Source organism: Streptomyces violaceoruber (genome assembly GCF_033406955.1).
GTDB classification, from domain to species: Bacteria; Actinomycetota; Actinomycetes; order Streptomycetales; family Streptomycetaceae; genus Streptomyces; species Streptomyces violaceoruber.
The window spans coordinates 4,588,923-4,606,218 of the sequence record NZ_CP137734.1; the positions used below are offsets into that span (position 1 = coordinate 4,588,923).

Annotated in this window: 17 protein-coding genes; 9 read left to right on the forward strand and 8 right to left on the reverse strand. The window is 71.5% G+C overall.

Annotated elements, in window-relative coordinates; all coding sequences use genetic code 11:
- Nucleotides 1-50 precede the first annotated feature (50 nt).
- The gene (locus tag R2E43_RS20680; RefSeq protein WP_093456421.1) at nucleotides 51-2,315 is read right to left on the reverse strand and encodes a transglycosylase domain-containing protein; all 2,265 of its coding nucleotides are present in this window, start codon (nucleotides 2,313-2,315) and stop codon (nucleotides 51-53) included.
- Nucleotides 2,316-2,775: 460 nt separating this feature from the next.
- Between R2E43_RS20680 and wblA the strand changes: the two genes are divergently transcribed.
- Nucleotides 2,776-3,114 (forward strand): transcriptional regulator WblA, encoded by a 339-nt coding sequence (gene wblA, locus R2E43_RS20685; RefSeq protein ID WP_011029097.1) that lies wholly within the window; start codon nucleotides 2,776-2,778, stop codon nucleotides 3,112-3,114.
- A gap of 14 nt (nucleotides 3,115-3,128) precedes the next feature.
- Here the strand turns inward: wblA and R2E43_RS20690 are convergent, their stop codons facing one another.
- Both R2E43_RS20690 and R2E43_RS20695 read right to left on the reverse strand, forming a co-directional pair.
- On the reverse strand, nucleotides 3,129-4,574 hold the full coding sequence (locus tag R2E43_RS20690) for an ArsA family ATPase (RefSeq protein ID WP_319122602.1): 1,446 nt from the start codon (nucleotides 4,572-4,574) through the stop codon (nucleotides 3,129-3,131).
- Nucleotides 4,571-5,548, reverse strand: a complete 978-nt coding sequence (locus R2E43_RS20695; protein ID WP_011029095.1) for an ArsA-related P-loop ATPase — start codon at nucleotides 5,546-5,548, stop codon at nucleotides 4,571-4,573. Before R2E43_RS20695 ends, R2E43_RS20690 begins: the two co-directional genes overlap by 4 nt.
- Before the next feature lie 152 nt (nucleotides 5,549-5,700).
- Here R2E43_RS20695 and R2E43_RS20700 point away from each other — a divergent pair, with 152 nt between their 5' ends.
- From R2E43_RS20700 to R2E43_RS20720, 5 genes are all read left to right on the forward strand, one after another.
- A complete protein-coding gene (locus R2E43_RS20700) occupies nucleotides 5,701-5,862 on the forward strand; it encodes a DUF4177 domain-containing protein (RefSeq protein WP_003975360.1) in 162 nt (53 codons plus the stop codon).
- Nucleotides 5,859-6,326 (forward strand): RidA family protein, encoded by a 468-nt coding sequence (locus R2E43_RS20705; RefSeq protein ID WP_003975361.1) that lies wholly within the window; start codon nucleotides 5,859-5,861, stop codon nucleotides 6,324-6,326. The genes R2E43_RS20700 and R2E43_RS20705 overlap by 4 nt, the downstream gene beginning before the upstream one ends.
- A gap of 233 nt (nucleotides 6,327-6,559) precedes the next feature.
- Nucleotides 6,560-7,624, forward strand: coding sequence for an alpha/beta fold hydrolase (locus R2E43_RS20710; protein ID WP_011029094.1), 1,065 nt, complete (start codon nucleotides 6,560-6,562; stop codon nucleotides 7,622-7,624).
- A gap of 58 nt (nucleotides 7,625-7,682) precedes the next feature.
- Nucleotides 7,683-8,621 (forward strand): NUDIX hydrolase, encoded by a 939-nt coding sequence (locus R2E43_RS20715; RefSeq protein ID WP_003975363.1) that lies wholly within the window; start codon nucleotides 7,683-7,685, stop codon nucleotides 8,619-8,621.
- Nucleotides 8,618-9,460 (forward strand): MBL fold metallo-hydrolase, encoded by an 843-nt coding sequence (locus tag R2E43_RS20720; protein WP_003975364.1) that lies wholly within the window; start codon nucleotides 8,618-8,620, stop codon nucleotides 9,458-9,460. The genes R2E43_RS20715 and R2E43_RS20720 overlap by 4 nt, the downstream gene beginning before the upstream one ends.
- A gap of 84 nt (nucleotides 9,461-9,544) precedes the next feature.
- Here the strand turns inward: R2E43_RS20720 and R2E43_RS20725 are convergent, their stop codons facing one another.
- Nucleotides 9,545-10,219, reverse strand: coding sequence for a Crp/Fnr family transcriptional regulator (locus R2E43_RS20725; RefSeq protein ID WP_003975365.1), 675 nt, complete (start codon nucleotides 10,217-10,219; stop codon nucleotides 9,545-9,547).
- A 369-nt stretch (nucleotides 10,220-10,588) separates the two neighbouring features.
- Between R2E43_RS20725 and nth the strand changes: the two genes are divergently transcribed.
- The 3 genes from nth to R2E43_RS20740 are packed head-to-tail and all read left to right on the forward strand — an operon-like array spanning nucleotide 10,589 to nucleotide 13,742.
- A complete protein-coding gene (gene nth / locus R2E43_RS20730; protein WP_332056444.1) occupies nucleotides 10,589-11,695 on the forward strand; it encodes an endonuclease III in 1,107 nt (368 codons plus the stop codon).
- Nucleotides 11,696-11,747: 52 nt separating this feature from the next.
- Nucleotides 11,748-12,491, forward strand: a complete 744-nt coding sequence (locus R2E43_RS20735) for an NUDIX hydrolase (RefSeq protein ID WP_011029090.1) — start codon at nucleotides 11,748-11,750, stop codon at nucleotides 12,489-12,491.
- A gap of 45 nt (nucleotides 12,492-12,536) precedes the next feature.
- On the forward strand, nucleotides 12,537-13,742 hold the full coding sequence (locus tag R2E43_RS20740; RefSeq protein WP_332056445.1) for a MarP family serine protease: 1,206 nt from the start codon (nucleotides 12,537-12,539) through the stop codon (nucleotides 13,740-13,742).
- Nucleotides 13,743-13,790: 48 nt separating this feature from the next.
- Here the strand turns inward: R2E43_RS20740 and R2E43_RS20745 are convergent, their stop codons facing one another.
- The 4 genes from R2E43_RS20745 to nhaA all read right to left on the reverse strand — a co-directional run bounded on the left by R2E43_RS20745 (nucleotide 13,791) and on the right by nhaA (nucleotide 17,155).
- Nucleotides 13,791-13,976, reverse strand: a complete 186-nt coding sequence (locus R2E43_RS20745; protein ID WP_078582024.1) for a hypothetical protein — start codon at nucleotides 13,974-13,976, stop codon at nucleotides 13,791-13,793.
- Between the two features lie 160 nt (nucleotides 13,977-14,136).
- Entirely contained in the window at nucleotides 14,137-15,111 is a 975-nt protein-coding gene (locus R2E43_RS20750; protein ID WP_106518002.1) for an alpha/beta fold hydrolase, read from the reverse strand.
- Nucleotides 15,108-15,596, reverse strand: coding sequence for a phage holin family protein (locus tag R2E43_RS20755; RefSeq protein WP_332056446.1), 489 nt, complete (start codon nucleotides 15,594-15,596; stop codon nucleotides 15,108-15,110). Before R2E43_RS20755 ends, R2E43_RS20750 begins: the two co-directional genes overlap by 4 nt.
- Nucleotides 15,597-15,730: 134 nt before the next feature.
- Complete coding sequence (gene nhaA, locus R2E43_RS20760) at nucleotides 15,731-17,155, reverse strand: Na+/H+ antiporter NhaA (protein WP_332056447.1); 1,425 nt, start codon at nucleotides 17,153-17,155, stop codon at nucleotides 15,731-15,733.
- Nucleotides 17,156-17,296: the final 141 nt, after the last annotated feature.

A 17,296-nucleotide genomic window follows, 5' to 3' on the forward strand; every position in this document is an offset into this window, starting at 1 on the left:
GGGCCCTCTCCGCAGTCGCGGGGAGGGCCCTCACCGGTGAAGGGAACGGGTCAGCGTCGTCCGCCGGGGCCGTTGCCCGGGCCCTGGATCAGGTTGCCCGGGAAGCCGCCGTCCCCGCCGCCGTCGCCGGTGCCGCCGTTGGTCAGGCCGGCGATGAAGCCGTCGTCGTCGCCGTTGTTGCCGTCGTCGGGCTTGTCCTCGTCGCGGCCCTTGTCCTTGTCCTTGTTCTTGTCCTTGTTCTTGTCGCCGTCCGGGATGTCGACGAGGTTGAACGAGGGGGAGTCCTTGCCCGACAGGGCGCCGGTCATGGCGTCCTTCCAGATCGGGCCCGGGACCGCGCCACCGAAGACGAGGGGGTGGTAGACGCCGCCGATCGTGATGTCCTTCATCTCGACCTCCTGGCTGGCGCTGCCGACCCAGACGGCGCCCGACATGTTCGGCGTGTAGCCGACGAACCAGGCGTTCTTGCGCTCGTCGGTCGTACCCGTCTTGCCGGCGTTGGCGCGGTCGCTCAGACCGGCCGCCTTACCGGTACCGGAGTCGACCACGCCCTGCAGCAGGGTGTTCACGCTGTCCGCGGTCTTCTCCGTCATGGCGCGCGAGCACGTCGACTTCGGCACCTCGAGCGACTTCTGCTTGTTGCCGACCTTCTGGGTGATCGACTCGATCGCGACCGGCGTGCAGTACATGCCGCGCGAGGCGAAGGTCGCGTAGGCGCTCGCCATCGTCAGCGGGGACATACCGACCGAGCCGAGGGCGAGGGCCGAGGGGTTCTGCGGCAGCTTGTCCCCGTTGCCCTGGTGGACGTGGAGCTTGTCCGCCATGGACGCGACCGGGCACAGACCGATGTCGGCGAGCATCTGGACGAAGTAGGTGTTGACCGACTTGGCCATCGCCTCCTTCAGCCGGTACGGGCCGACCTCCGACTCGTTCTCGTTCTCGAGGCGGTAGCCCGAGTCGTTGATCCAGGGCTTGTCACAGGTCTGGATGGGGCTCGGGTAGTCCATGTCGTACGGCGACGAGTACTCCTTCGTCGCCGGTACGTTCTCCTCCAGGGCCGCGGCCGCCAGGAACGGCTTGAACGTCGAACCCGTCGGGAAGCCGTAGTTGGAGCCGCCGACCGCGTGGTCGACCGAGTAGTTGATCTCGGTCTCGTTCTTGCCGTAGCCGTACGGCTTCGACTGGCCCATGGCGACGATCCGGCCGGTGCCGGGTTCGACCAGGGTGCTGGCCGCGGCGACCGAGTCCGACTTGTTGACGTGGTCCTTGAGGGACTGGTGCACCGACTCCTGGGCCTGCGGGTCGAGCGTCGTGCGGATGGTCAGGCCGCCCTGGTTCCAGACCTTGGCCCGGTCCTTGCGGGTCTTGCCGAAGACCGGTTCGCTCAGGAAGACCTCGCGCACGTAGTCGCAGAAGAAGCTCGCGTCGTTCACGGCCGTGATGCAGCCGTTCTTCGGCTTGCTGACCTTCAGCCCCAGCGGTGCCTTCTTCGCCTTCTCGGCCTGGGCCGGGGAGATGTCGCCGACCTGGGCCATGCGTGTCAGGACGACGTTGCGCCGCTTGGTGGCCTCCGCCTCGTCGTTGACCGGGTCGTACCGGCTCGGCGACTGGACGATGCCGGCCAGGAGGGCGGCCTCCTGGACGGTGAGGTCCTTGGCGTGCTTGGAGAAGTAGCGCTGCGAGGCGGCCTCGACCCCGTAGGCCTGCTGGCCGAAGAACGTGATGTTCAGGTAGTTCTCGAGGATCTTCTTCTTGCCCAGCTCCTCCTCGACCTGGATCGCGAGCTTCAGCTCCTGGATCTTGCGGCCGATGGTCTGCTGGGTGGCCTGGGCGACCTTCGTCGGGTCGTCGCCAGCCTCCTCCACGAAGACGTTCTTGACGTACTGCTGGGTGAGCGTGGAGGCGCCCTCGGAGACCCCGCCGCTGCGCGCGTTCTTGTTGAGGGCGCGCAGGACGCCCTTCAGGTCGACCGCGCCGTGCTCGTAGAAGCGCGAGTCCTCGATCGCGACGATCGCCTTCTGCATGTACGGCGAGATGTCCTTGAGGTCGACCACCGTGCGGTCGCGCGAGTAGACCGTGGCGATGGTGCCGCCCTCGGCGTCGAGGATGGCGGTGCGCTGGCTCAGCGGGGGAGTCTTCAAGTTGGCCGGGAGGGCGTCGAAGCTCTCCACCGACCCCTTGGCGGCCAGCCCCAGCGCGCCCACGGCGGGCAACGCGATGCCGGCCAGCACTGCTCCCGCGAGCACACTGACACCGAGGAACTTGGCGGCCTGCTGCGTTGGCGACAGACCACCGCCCGAGCGCTTCTTTGGCATGGAGGCAGCCTACGTTCTCATTCGCCGGACACGCGTATATGCCTTGGCCTAAGCTGCACTCAACTGTCACAGCAGTGAGGCCACGTATCAATACGTCCGGCGACCCCGAATCGTTCCGGATCCGCTCGATTTTTTTCCGAGGGGCCCCGCTGGGGGGCGCGTTGGTGTGTACCGGCGCGTGCCACGGCGTGTGGGGTACGTGTCCGAATCCGCCTCGTGTGTCAATCGGCGTCCGTTGTGGCGCAACAGAGATGACCTGAATGTCGGGATCGTCGCGCATGTCGCCAGCTCACTCCCCCGGGTGATCTGCCGCTTACCCATAGTCCGTTCGGGCCATTCAAGATTGGGCCCGAAGGGGGTGTTGCGCTGTGCCCACCTTCCGTAACGTCCTCAACTGGCGGCGGTGAATATGCCGCTGCCGCCGTGGGGGAGCCTCGATTCGGGAGAGGACGGCGCCGGTATGGGCTGGGTAACCGACTGGAGTGCGCAGGCCGCCTGCCGCACTACCGATCCGGACGAACTGTTCGTTCAGGGAGCAGCGCAGAACAGGGCCAAGGCGGTGTGCACCGGATGTCCGGTGCGGACCGAGTGCCTGGCCGACGCGCTCGACAACCGTGTCGAGTTCGGCGTGTGGGGAGGCATGACGGAGCGGGAACGCCGCGCGCTGCTGCGCAGGCGGCCCACCGTGACCTCTTGGCGCCGGCTCCTCGAGACGGCGCGGACGGAGTACGAACGAGGGGTCGGCATCGTCCCCCTCGACGACGACGAGGTGTACGAGAACTACGCGGCCGTGGGCTGAGCCCCGAGGCCGGATCAGGCGCCCGGCTCGGGCAGCTCGGGTCGGCCGGTGGCCAGGCGTGCCCCGATGTCCCGCAGGCCCGCGAGGTCGTGCACGTCGCCGGGCAGCGCGGCCACCTCGGTGACCGCGACCTCGGGATGACGCGCGGTGAAGCGGTCACGCGTGCGCTGCTCGCGGGCGAGCAGGTGCATGCGCTCCGCGTGCAGCCGCAGCAGGGCAGCGGCGAGCGCGTCGACCGACCGCTCCGCCGTGTCGGAAACCTCGGGTGAGGTGTCGGAAGCCTCGGGAGAGGCGGCGGAGGCCCCGGGTGAGGTGTCGGGGGCCGAGTCGCCGGGTTCGGAGTCGGCCGGTCCTGAACTGCCGTACGTGTCGGGAGAGTTGCCGGAAGAGGTACGAAGTCCAGCTTTCCCGCCGTCCTGATCCACAATGCGGGGATCCTCAAGATTTTCCGCGGCGGCGAGTGCCCGCTCGGCCGACAGGCGGTCGGCGCCGCTGCCGTGGACCCGGTTGAGCACCAGACCGGCCAGCGGCATGTCCTCGGCCGCCAGCCGCTGAACGAAGTACGCGGCCTCGCGCAGGGCGTCCCGCTCCGGGGCCGCGACCACCAGGAACGCCGTCCCGGGCGCCTGGAGCAGCTTGTACGTCGCGTCCGCGCGCGTCCGGAAGCCGCCGAACATCGAGTCCATCGCGGCCACGAAGGTCTGCACGTCCTTGAGGAACTGCCCGCCCAGCACCTTCCCCAGGACGCCGGTCATCATCGACATGCCGACGTTCAGGAACTTCATCCCGGCCCGGCCGCCGACCTTCGCCGGGGCCAGCAGGACGCGGATCAGCTTGCCGTCCAGGAAGGAACCGAGACGCTTGGGGGCGTCCAGGAAGTCCAGCGCCGAGCGGGACGGCGGCGTGTCGACGACGATGAGGTCCCACTCGTCCCTCGACCGCAGCTGCCCCAGCTTCTCCATCGCCATGTACTCCTGCGTGCCCGCGAAGCCCGCCGAGAGCGACTGGTAGAAGGGGTTGCCCAGGATCGCCGCCGCCCGTTCGGGATCCGCGTGGGACTCGACGATCTCGTCGAAGGTCCGCTTCATGTCGAGCATCATGGCGTGCAGCTCGCCGCCCGCCGAGTCGTCGACGCCCTTCACCCGGCGCGGGGTGTTGTCGAGCGAGTCGATGCCCATGGACTGCGCCAGCCGCCGGGCCGGGTCGATGGTGAGGACGACCACCTTGCGGCCGCGCTCGGCCGCCCGCAGGCCCAGGGCCGCGGCCGTGGTCGTCTTGCCGACCCCGCCCGAACCGCAGCACACCACGATGCGGTTGTGCGGGTCCTCCAGCAGGGCGTCGACGTCGAGCACGCGCGCGGGGGTCAGGCGGCGCGCGCCCTCCTGGTGGCGGGCCCGGTCGCCCTTCTGGTGGCCGGCCGGGCTGCCCTTCTGGTGGCGGGCCGGGTCGTCCGGACTCATGCGATCCCCTGCTTCCGCAGCTCGGTGGCCAGCTCGTACAGGCCCGCCAGGTCCATGCCCTCCGCGAGCAGCGGCAGTTCGTGCGTCGGCAGGCCCAGCTCGCCGAGGACCGCCCGCTGCTCCTGCTCCAGCGCGTACCGCTCGGCGTACTCGCCGGCCTGGGCGAGGAGCGGGTCCACCAGCCGCTCGGCGTGCCCGCCCCGCCGTGCCCCGCCGAGTCCCGCCCCGGACAGGGACCGGGCCAGCGCCGTACGCGGTGTCTCCCGTACGAGCTCCAGGCCGGCGGCGTCCAGGACCTGGGGCCGGACCATGTTCACCACGACCCGGCCCACCGGGAGCCGTGCCGTCCGCAGCTCGGCGATGCCGTCCACGGTCTCCTGGACCGGCATCTCCTCCAGCAGCGTCACCAGGTGCACCGCGGTCTCCCGCGACTTCAGCACCCGCATCACGGCCTGCGCCTGATTGTGTATGGGGCCGACCTTCGCGAGCCCCGCCACCTCGTCGTTGACGTTGAGGAAGCGCGTGATGCGGCCGGTCGGCGGGGCGTCCATGACGACGTAGTCGTACACGAACCGCCCCTGCTTGTCCTTGCGCCGGACCGCCTCGCACGCCTTGCCGGTCAGCAGGACGTCCCTGACCCCCGGCGCGATGGTGGTCGCGAAGTCGATCGCGCCGAGCTTCTTCAGGGCCCGTCCGGCGCTGCCGAGCTTGTAGAACATCTGGAGATAGTCCAGAAGGGCCAGTTCGGCGTCGATGGCGAGGGCGTACACCTCCCCGCCCCCGGGAGCGACGGCGATCTTCCGCTCCTCATAAGGCAGCGCCTCCGTTTCGAAGAGCTGCGCGATGCCCTGGCGGCCCTCGACCTCGACGAGAAGCGCGCGCTTCCCCTCGGTGGCCAGGGCCAGCGCGAGGGCCGCGGCCACCGTGGTCTTGCCGGTACCGCCCTTGCCGCTGACGACCTGGAGCCTGCTCACGTATTCGAGCGTAACCAGTCCGCGCGCGGAGTACGCCGGTGGCTGTGGACAACGTGGCCCCGGCCGGCGCCCGCGGGGGCCGGCCGGCGGCCGCGGACGGCCCCCGGACAGCGGCTGCGGAGGTGCCCCGGACAGCGGCTAGAGTCGGCCGCATGACCAAGTGGGAATACGCAACCGTGCCGCTGCTCGTCCATGCCACGAAGCAGATTCTGGACACCTGGGGCGAGGACGGCTGGGAGCTCGTCCAGGTCGTGCCCGGGCCGAACAACCCCGAGCAGCTCGTCGCCTACCTGAAGCGGGAGAAGCAGGCGTGAGCGCCGTCGAGGCGAAGCTCGCCGAGCTCGGTCTGACGCTGCCCGAGGTCGTCCCGCCGCTGGCCGCATACCAGCCGGCCGTGCAGTCGGGCCCGTACGTCTACACGTCCGGCCAGCTGCCGATGCTGGGGGGCAAGCTCCCGGTCACCGGCAAGGTCGGTGCCGAGGTCACTCCGGACGAGGCGAAGGAACTGGCCCGCACCTGCGCGCTGAACGCCCTGGCCGCCGTGAAGTCCGTCGCCGGTGACCTCGACCGCGTCGCGCGTGTCGTCAAGGTCGTCGGCTTCGTCGCGTCCGCCGCCGACTTCACCGGCCAGCCCGGTGTGATCAACGGCGCCAGCGAACTCCTCGGCGAGGTCCTGGGCGACAAGGGCGTGCACGCCCGCAGCGCGGTCGGCGTGGCGGTCCTGCCGCTGGACGCGCCGGTGGAGGTCGAGATCCAGGTGGAGCTCGTCCAGCCGTAGCGGGCCGGGCGTCCGGTAGGCCGACGGAGCGGACTTCCCGCCGTACACCGACGCAGCGGGGAGAACCGACGCCGGGTGCGGCGCGCGCGTTGCCAGGTCGGCAACAAACCTCGCGCCCGCCGCACCGCCCCCGCAGGATCGGTCCCGGTGCCCCGTACGGAGCGGGAGCCGGCCCAGGCCGGCCCTCCCGGTCCCGACCGGGGCCGTACCGACCGAATGCGCCAGGAGGAGCCATGCCGCAGCCGCCCGTGACCGACCAGCAGACCGGCGAACGAGACACCCGGCAGGACGGCAGGCCCGGACAGGCCGCCGGCCGGCCCGTGCACCGGCTGGTGCCCTCACCCGCCGGCCGGATCCACCTGGTGGAGCAGGGCAGCGGGCCGCTGGTCCTGCTCGTGCACGGCTTCCCCGAGTCCTGGTACTCCTGGCGCCACCAGCTGCCCGCACTGGCCGCCGCCGGGTTCCGCGCCGTCGCCCTCGACGTACGCGGCTACGGGCGCTCCTCGCGGCCGGACGCCGTCGAGGCGTACCGGATGCTGGACCTGGTGGCGGACAACGTCGCCGTGGTGGAGGCGCTGGGAGAAAGCTCCGCCGTGGTCGTCGGCCACGACTGGGGCGCGAACATCGCCGCCCACTCCGCGCTGCTGCGGCCGGACGTGTTCCGCGCGGTGGGCCTGCTGAGCGTGCCGTACACGCCGCCGGGCGGACCGCGGCCCAGCGAGGCCTTCGCCGGTATGAGCGACCCGGCCGGGCCCTTCGCCGGGCAGGAGTTCTACGTCTCCTACTTCCAGGAGCCCGGCCGCGCCGAAGCCGAGATCGAGCCCGACGTACGCGGCTGGCTCGCCGGCCTCTACGCCGCCCTGTCCGCCGGCACCATGCCCGGCCCCCAGGATCCCGACCCGCACTTCGTCGCCCCCGGCGGCCGGATGCGCGACCGGTTCCCGTCCGCCGGGCGGCTGCCCTCCTGGCTGACCGAGGAGGACCTGGACGTCTACGCCGGGGAGTTCGAGCGCACCGGCCTGACCGGCGCCCTGAACCGCTACCGCAACATGGACCGCGACTGGGCCGACCTGGCCGCGCACGAGGGCGCCCCGATCACCCAGCCGTCCCTGTTCCTCGGCGGCGCGCTGGACGCCTCCACCACCTGGCTGTCCGACGCGATCGAGGCGTATCCGGTCACCCTGCCCGGGCTGAGCGCCTCGCACCTTCTCGACGGCTGCGGCCACTGGCTCCAGCAGGAGCGCCCCGAGGAGACGAACCGGCTGCTCACCGAGTGGCTGACCGGCCTGCCCTCCTGACGCCCACCGGGCCCCGGCGCCACTCGAACATCCGCCCGTCACCGGATAGCCTCCGGCCATGGCGAATGGTCAGGCGAATGGTCAGTGGTACCCACCGGAGTGGCCGGACCGCATCCGCGCGCTGGCGGCCGGCACCCTCACCCCGGTCACCCCGAAGCGCGCGGCCACCGTCATGCTCCTCAAGGACACCGGTAGCGGCACCGAGTCCACCGGGGCCGGGGCCGGTCCCGCCGTCCACATGCTGCGCCGCCGTACCTCCATGGCGTTCGCCGGCGGCGCGTACGCCTATCCGGGCGGCGGGGTCGACCCGCGCGACGACGACCGCGCCGTCGGCTGGGCGGGCCCCACGCGCGCGTGGTGGGCGGACCGGCTGGGCGTGGACGAGGCGGGCGCCCAGGCGATCGTCTGCGCGGCCGTACGCGAGACGTACGAGGAGACCGGCGTCCTGCTCGCGGGTCCGACCGGTGACTCGGTGGTCGGCGACACGACGGGCGCGGACTGGGAGGCCGACCGGGCCGCCCTGGTCGACCGTGAGCTGTCCTTCGCGGAGTTCCTGGACCGCCGGGGCCTGGTCCTGCGGTCCGACCTGCTGGGGGCGTGGGCGCGCTGGATCACCCCGGAGTTCGAGTCCCGGCGCTACGACACCTGGTTCTTCGTGGCCGCGCTCCCCGCGGGGCAGCGCACCCGCAACGCCTCCACCGAGGCCGACCGCACGGTGTGGATCACACCGGCCGACGCGACCGCCGGGTACGACAAGGGCGAGCTGCTGATGATGCCGCCCACCGTCGCGACCCTGCGCGGACTCGCCGGGTGCGCCTCGGCGGCCGAGGCGCTGGCGTCGGCGCCCGGCCGCGACATGACGCCCGTGCTGGCGCGGGCACGGATCGTCGACGGCGAGATCGTCCTGTCCTGGCCGGGGCACGAGGAGTTCACCAAGCACGTCCCGAGCACGGCACCGGCGACGCCCACCGACCCGACCGGGGGAGCCCCCGCATGACGGACGCAGCAGCACTGCCCGGACAGCCGCGCGGCGGCGTCCTGTCGGGACCGGCCACCGCGCGCGCGGTGAACGTTCTCGCGCCCAACGCCTCCGCGATGACCCTGGACGGCACGAACACCTGGATCCTCGCCGAGCCCGACTCCGACCTGGCCGTCGTCGTCGACCCGGGCCCGCTGGACGACGTCCACCTGCGGCACGTCGTCGACACGGCCGAGCGGGCCGGCAAGCGGGTCGCGCTGACGCTGCTGACGCACGGTCACCCGGACCACGCGGAGGGCGCCGCGCGCTTCGCCGAGCTGACCCGCACGAACGTACGGGCACTGGACCCGGCGCTGCGGCTGGGCGACGAGGGCCTGGCGGCCGGTGACGTGATCGGGGTCGGCGGCCTGGAGCTGAGGGTCGTGGCGACCCCGGGGCACACGGCGGACTCCCTGTGCTTCCACCTCCCGGCCGACCGGGCCGTCCTGACGGGCGACACCGTCCTGGGCCGCGGCACGACGGTGGTGGCCCACCCGGACGGCCGTCTCGGCGACTACCTGGACTCGCTGCGCAGGCTCAGGTCGCTCACGGCCGACGACGGGGTGCACACGGTGCTTCCGGGGCACGGGCCCGTCCTCGAGGACGCCCAGGGTGCCGTGGAGTACTACCTCGCCCATCGGGCCCACCGGCTCGCCCAGGTCGAGACGGCGGTGGAGGACGGCCACCGCACGCCGGGCGAGGTCGTCGCCCACGTGTACGCGGACGTCGACCGCTCCCTGTGGCCGGCGGCGGAGCTGTCGGTGCGGGCGCAGCTGGAGTACCTGGGCGAACACGGGATCGTCCAGCTGCCCGAGTAGGGCCTAGGTCGCAGGGACACCCAGGCGTCCAGGGACACCCCGGGCCCCAGAGATGTCCCTGCAACCCGGGGAGACCCCAGGGGGTCAGCGGGAGCGCTTGGCCAGTCGCTCCACGTCCAGGAGGATCACCGCGCGGGCCTCCAGGCGGAGCCAGCCGCGCTGGGCGAAGTCCGCCAGCGCCTTGTTGACCGTCTCGCGGGACGCGCCGACCAGCTGGGCCAGCTCCTCCTGCGTCAGGTCGTGCACCACGTGGATGCCCTCCTCCGACTGCACGCCGAAGCGGCGGGAGAGGTCGAGCAGGGCGCGGGCGACACGGCCGGGAACGTCCGAGAAGACCAGGTCCGACATGGCGTCGTTGGTCTTGCGCAGGCGGCGCGCGACGGCGCGCAGCAGCGCGGTGGCCACCTCGGGGCGGACGTTCAGCCAGGGCTGGAGGTCGCCGTGGCCGAGGGCGAGCAGCTTGACCTCGGTCAGCGCGGTGCCGGTCGCCGTGCGCGGGCCCGGGTCGAAGAGCGACAGCTCGCCGATCAGCTCGCTGGGGCCGACGACGGCCAGCATGTTCTCGCGCCCGTCGGGGGACGTGCGGTGGAGCTTGACCTTGCCTTCCGTGACCACGTAGAGGCGGTCTCCGGGGTCCCCCTCGTGGAACAGGGTGTCGCCGCGGGCGAGGGTCACCTCACTCATGGAGGCGCGGAGCTCCGCGGATTGCTCGTCGTCGAGCGCCGCGAAGAGCGGGTTGCGCCGCAGAACGTCGTCCACGAGTTCTCTCCTTGTCGACCGGCTCAGAGGATCTTGTTCCCCCGGTGTACCAGGGGTCCGTGGTGCCCATTTTGCCGGACAGTCCAAACAGTGTGATCTGTCACAAGGATGCCGCACTGATGTCCCGGGGTACGCGGCAGGGGTCCAATTGGGCGCCGGTCTTCGAGGTCCGGGGCGGATGTCCGTGCCGGGTCGTAGGCTGGCCGGGTGTCCAAATCGCCGGTGAGAGCACAGGCCGAGGGGGCTGCGCGGGTGAGTGCACGTCACGATTCCGCTGTGGGCGAACAGGGTCCCGATGGCGGTAGGAAAACGGCGAAAGCGACAAAGAAGGCAGTGCCTGCCAAGAGGGTGACTGCGGAGAAGGGTGCCGTGGAGAAGAGCGCCGCGAGTAAGAAGACCGCCGCGAACGCGAGTAGGAAGTCCGACGCGAAGAAGAGCGCCGTGAAGAAGACGGCGGCCAAGGAGACCGAGGCGAAGGAGACGGCGGCGAAGGAGACGGCGGCGAAGAAGACGGCGGCGGCCAGGAAGACCGCGGCCGGGAAGACCGCCGGCAAGACGGGCGCCAAGTCGGCCGCCGCGAAGCAGGTCCCGCCCCTCAAGAGGCAGGCGCCTGCCAAGAAGCCGGCCATCGCCCCGAAGAAGGCCACCGCCGCCGTCAAGGGCGTCGCCCCGGCGAAGACCGTCGCCCCCAAGCCGCCGCGCGGCGAGTCGCGCACCGCGCTGGTGCGCCGCGCCCGCCGTATCAACCGCGAGCTCGCCGAGGTCTACCCGTACGCCCACCCGGAGCTGGACTTCGAGAACCCGTTCCAGCTGGTCGTGGCCACGGTGCTGTCCGCCCAGACCACCGACCTCAGGGTCAACCAGACGACGCCCGCCCTCTTCGCCAAGTACCCGACCCCCGAGGACCTGGCCGCCGCCGTCCCCGAGGAGGTCGAGGAGATCCTGCGTCCGACCGGCTTCTTCCGGGCCAAGACCAAGTCGGTCATAGGGCTGTCCAAGGCGCTCACGGAGGACTTCGGCGGCGAGGTCCCCGGGCGCCTCGAAGACCTCGTCAAGCTGCCCGGCGTCGGCCGCAAGACCGCCTTCGTCGTGCTCGGCAACGCCTTCGGCCGCCCCGGCATCACCGTGGACACGCACTTCCAGCGCCTGGTGCGCCGCTGGCGGTGGACCGAGGAGACCGACCCGGACAAGATCGAGGCCGCCGTCGGTGCGCTCTTCCCGAAGAGCGACTGGACCGACCTCTCCCACCACGTCATCTGGCACGGCCGCCGCATCTGCCACGCCCGCAAGCCGGCCTGCGGCGCCTGCCCCATCGCCCCGCTGTGCCCGGCGTACGGCGAGGGCGAGACGGACCCGGAGAAGGCGAAGAAGCTGCTGAAGTACGAGAAGGGCGGCTTCCCGGGGCAGCGGCTGAAGCCCCCGCAGGCCTACCTGGACGCGGGCGGGAAGCCGGCGCCGCCGCTGGGGGCCGGGTGACGGAACGATCTCGGGAGCTCGGGGCGTTGGACTCTGCAGGACGGGGGTGGAGATGACACGGGCGAGTGACACTCAGGGTCCCGCGAGGGACCGCACTCGGGGCGCGATGCTCAGCAAGGAGGGTCTGCCGGGCTGGCTGGACCCGGTGGTGCGGGCCGTCGAGACCATCCGGCCGACCCAGCTGAGCCGCTTCCTGCCGCCGGCGGACGGCGCCGGCCGCCAGTCCGCCGTCCTGATCCTCTTCGGCGACGGCACGCGCGCGGGCGAGGGCGGCGAGGAGGCCGGCCGGGGCCCGGAGCTGCTGCTCATGGAGCGGGCCGGCTCGCTGCGCTCCCACCCCGGCCAGCCCGCCTTCCCGGGCGGCGCCCTCGATCCCGAGGACGGTGATCCGCGCGGTGACGGCCCGTTGCGGGCCGCCCTGCGTGAGGCGGAGGAGGAGACCGGACTCGACCCGGCGGGCGTCCAGCTCTTCGGGGTGCTGCCCAAGCTCTACATCCCGGTGAGCGGTTTCGTCGTCTCCCCGGTGCTGGCCTGGTGGCGCGAACCCACCCCGGTCGGTGTCGTGGACCCGGCCGAGACCGCACGCGTCTTCACGGTCCCCGTGGCCGATCTCACGGATCCCGCCAACAGGGTGACGACCATCCATCCCAGCGGTCACCGAGGTCCGGCATTCCTGGTCGAATCGGCACTCGTGTGGGGCTTCACCGCCGGCATCATCGACCGGCTGCTGCACTTCGCGGGCTGGGAGCGGCCCTGGGACCGGGAGAAGCAGGTCCCGCTGGACTGGCGCGCATGACAGGGTGGCCTGCGTACCGCAGACGACAAGGCGAGGCCTGAATCAGTGAACGTGCTGGACATCCTGTTGCTGCTGGCCGCCGTCTGGTTCGCGATCGTCGGCTTCCGGCAGGGCTTCGTCGTCGGCATCCTGTCGGTGATCGGCTTCCTCGGCGGCGGTCTCGTCGCCGTCTATCTGCTGCCGGTGATCTGGGACGCGCTGACGGACAACGCGGAGGTGAGTCAGACCGCCGCCGTCGTCGCGGTCGTCATCGTCATCGTGTGCGCCTCCGTCGGCCAGGCACTGACGACCCATCTGGGCAACAAGCTGCGCCGCTTCATCACGTGGTCCCCGGCCCGCGCCCTGGACGCCACCGGCGGCGCCCTGGTCAACGTCGTGGCCATGCTCCTGGTCGCCTGGCTGCTCGGCTCCGCCCTCGCCCGGACCACGATGCCGACGGTCGGCAAGGAGGTGCGGCAGTCCACGGTGCTGGCGGGGGTGCAGGAGGTGCTGCCCGCGCAGGCCGACACCTGGTTCGACAGCTTCACCTCGGTCCTCGCGGAGAACGGCTTCCCGCAGGTCTTCAGCCCGTTCTCCAACGAGCCGGTCCTCGACACGCCGCCGCCCGACCCCGCGCTGGTGAACAGCCGGGTCGCCGTCACCGCCAAGCGCTCCATCGTCAAGGTCATGGGCACCGCCCCCGACTGCGGCAAGGTCCTCGAGGGCACCGGGTTCGTCTTCGCCGACCGCCGGGTCATGACCAACGCGCATGTCGTGGGCGGCGTCGACGAGCCCACGGTGCAGATAGGCGGCGAGGGCCGGAAGTACGACGCGACGGTCGTCCTCTACGACTGGCGGCGCGACATCGCCGTACTGGACGTGCCGGAACTGGACGCGCCCGCGCTGCGGTTCACCGACGAGGACGAGGACGCGCGGGGCGACGACGACGCGATCGTCGCGGGCTTCCCGGAGAACGGGGCGTACGACGTCCGTGCCGCGCGGGTCCGCGGGCGCATCACGGCCAACGGACCGGACATCTACCACCGCGACACCGTCCGCCGGGACGTCTACTCGCTGTACGCGACCGTCCGTCAGGGCAACTCCGGTGGCCCGCTGCTGACGCCGGAGGGCGAGGTGTACGGCGTGGTCTTCGCCAAGTCCCTGGACGACCCCGACACCGGTTACGCGCTCACCGCGGACGAGATCCGCGAGGACATCGGCAAGGGCCGCACCGCCAGCCAGCAGGTGGACAGCGACAGCTGCGCGCTCTAGCCCCGCGTCCGGGCAGGCCCGTGCACGGGGGCGCCGGTGCGGTGTGTCTCAGGTCCGTGGATGGCGCAGGCGTACGGAGACCCAGCGGGCCCTGCGGCGCAGGATGCGCGGAATACCCACCCGAAGGTCCGCACCCGCGAGTTGCGGGGTGCCGCCGCGTCGGTGGGTGCTGCTCACGCCGCTCGTGGAGCGGCCGTCGCGTGCTACGTCACTGTAGTCGTGCGTCCAGCCCATACCCGGACGTGTGCCCCCGCCCCAAGGTCGATAACCGTTCCCGGCGCCCCCAATTGGCCTATGCGCCGGGCAAGTGGCCGTTCATAGGACAAGCGTTCCGGTTCGGATACCGGGTGCTTCCGTTCGGTGACCGAACGCTGACCCAACGGCCGTCGAACCGTCATCGATCGGGTTCGGGATCCTTCAGCCAGTTGATCAGTTCGGTCGAGAAGGCGACCGGATCCTCTTCGTGCGGGAAGTGCCCGAGCCCGTCGAACAGCCGCCAGCGGTACGGCGCTTCGACGTACTGCCCCGACCCCGCCGCGCTCCGGGTCCGCATCACGGGGTCCAGGGAGCCGTGCAGGTGCAGGGTCGGCACGCGCACCGGCCGCTTCATCCGGCGGTAGAACTGGATGCCGTCCGGACGGGCCAGGGAGCGCACCAGCCAGCGGTACGGCTCGACCGAGCAGTGCGCCGTGGAGGGGATGCACATGGCGCGCCGGTACGCCGTCACCGCGTCGTCGTCGAGCAGCCGTGGCCCGGACCAGTCGTGGAGCAGCCGGCCGACCAGCGCGCCGTCGTCCGCGGTCAGTTGACGCTCCGGCACCCAGGGCCGCTGGAAACCCCAGATGTAGGAGCCCGCCCGGCTCTGGCGGACGTCCCCGAGCATGGCCGAGCGCCAGCGCCTGGGGTGCGGCATCGAGGACACCGCGAGCCGTCGTACGAGCTTGGGCCGCATCGCGGCGGCCGTCCAGGCCAGGTAGCCGCCGAGGTCGTGACCGACCAGCGCGGCGTCCGGCTCGCCGAGGGAGCGGATCACGCCGGTGATGTCGAGGGCGAGGCCCGCGGGGTCGTAACCGCGCGGGGTGCGGTCGCTGCCGCCGACGCCGCGCAGGTCCATGGCGACCGCGCGGAAGCCGGCGTCGGCGAGCGCCACCAGCTGGTGCCGCCAGGTCCACCAGAACTGCGGGAAGCCGTGCAGCAGCAGCACCAGCGGCCCGTCGCCCAGCTCGGCGATGTGGAAGCGGGCGCCGTTGGCCGCGACGTCCCGGTGGGTCACCTCGGGTCCGCCCGGGATGCCGAGGCGCACGACCGAGGTGGGGTTGGGGTGCTGCGGCGAGGGGGATTGCCCCGGAGATGTGCTGGAGCCCGTCATGAGGACGAGCGTGCCACAGCCTCGATCGCTTCGGGGGACCGGTCCGCGGGCAGTTCCGGGCGGGGGTGCGGCTTGGCGTTCTGGAGCAAGCCCGCCGACTGCTTCACCGAGGCGGCGACCTTCTGCGGGCCGCGGCCCTTCTTGGCCTTCTTCGCGAAGACGATGCCGATGAGCGCGAGGAGGCCCGCGACCAGCACGTTCGCGGCGAAGGACAGCAGGAAGCAGACGGCCATGTTCCAGCCGCTCCAGGTCCGGATGCCGTAGGCCAGCGCGAAGCTCAGCATCGGCAGGGAGAAGAGCAGGAGCAGGCCCGCGGCGGAGAACGCGCCGCCGCTCGTCGCCCCGCGCTTGACGTCCTGCTTCAGCTGCGCCTTCGCCAGCGCGATCTCGTCGTGCACGAGCGCCGACATTTCGGTGGTCGCCGAGGCGAACAGCTGGCCGATGCTGCGTTCGGTGCCGACCGGGCTGCCGTCGGGTGCGCTCATCGCGGTCTCCCTCTTCTGCTGGCTCTTCTGCGTACGGTTCCGTGGCGTCGCGTCGTCCTCGGCCCGGCCGTGTCCGGCCCGGCCCGTGTCCGCTCGACTGCGTACGGCCCCGTCTCTTGTACCGTCTCGTCAGATCATGCCGGACCGTCGCCCTCATCGCCTGCCCCGCCCGCCACTTCGGCAAGCCGCGCCGACTCCATCTCCTCGGCGATCCGGCGGTGCTCGGCGGCCTTCTTCTCGTAGATGGCGGCCACCCGCAGGTGGTACGCGGGGTCGTCCTCCTCGTAGATGTCGGGGACACCGCTGAGGTCGTCGTCGCGCTCCTCCTCCGCGACCATCCCCCGGTACTTCGCGTTCCGTATCTTCAGCAGCACCGTGGCCAGGGCCGCCGCGATCAGCGAGCCGGTCAGGACGGCGGCCTTGACCTCGCTCGTCATCGTCGCGTCGTTCTCGAAGGCCAGCTCGCCGATCAGCAGCGAGACGGTGAACCCGATACCGGCCAGGGTCGCCACCGCGAACACGTCGGCCCACTGGAGGTCATCGCTGAGCGAAGCCCTGGTGAAGCGCGAGGTCAGCCAGGTGCCGCCGAAGATGCCCAGCGTCTTGCCGACGACGAGCCCGAGTACGACACCGAGGGTCTCCGGCTTGGTGAACACGTCGGCCAGCGCCCCGCCGGTGATGGCCACACCCGCGCTGAACAGCGCGAACAGCGGCACGGCCAGGCCCGCCGACAGCGGGCGCACCAGGTGTTCGATGTGCTCGCCGGGGGAGTGGTCCTCGCCCTCGCGCCGGTGGCAGCGCAGCATCAGGCCCATCGCGACGCCGGCGATGGTGGCGTGGACGCCGCTGTTGTACATGAGGGCCCAGATCACCAGGCCGAGCGGGACGTACACGTACCAGCCGCGCACCCCCTTGCGCAGCAGCAGCCAGAAGACCGCGAGGCCGACGACCGCGCCGCCCAGCGCGGCGAAGTTCAGGGTCTCGGTGAAGAAGACCGCGATGATCAGGATGGCGAACAGGTCGTCGACGACGGCGAGCGTCAGCAGGAAGGCGCGCAGCGCGCTCGGCAGCGACGTGCCGATGACGGCGAGTACGGCGAGCGCGAAGGCGATGTCGGTGGCGGTCGGTACGGCCCAGCCGGACAGGGAGCCGCCGCCCGCGGTGCTGGTGACGGTGTAGACGAGAGCCGGTGCGACCATGCCGCACAGCGCCGCCACCACCGGGAGCGCGGCGGCCTTGGGGTCCTTCAGCTCACCGGCGACCAGTTCGCGTTTGAGTTCGATGCCGGCGACGAAGAAGAAGATCGCCAGGAGCCCGTCGGCGGCCCAGTGTGCGACCGACAGGTTCAGACCGAGGGCCGCGGGACCGAAGTGGAAGTGGCTGACGCTCTCGTAGCTGTCGTGCAGCGCCGGTATGTTCGCCCACACCAGGGCGGCGATCGCGGCGACGAGCAGCAGGACGCCGCCGACGGTCTCGGTGCGCAGCGCGTCCGTGAGGTAGGTGCGCTCCGGCAAGGACAGCCGTCCGAAGGCTTTGCGGGGGGTGCGGGGCGCGGTCACGAGGAAAACCTCCGGTCGGTGGGCAGCACGGAACACATGCCGACCAGACTTCCCGGCGCACCATGAGGATCTTGATGATTCGCTTACGTTCCGTCCAGCTTACCCGGGCTCCGGGTGCCGCACAGGGCGAGGGCACCCGGC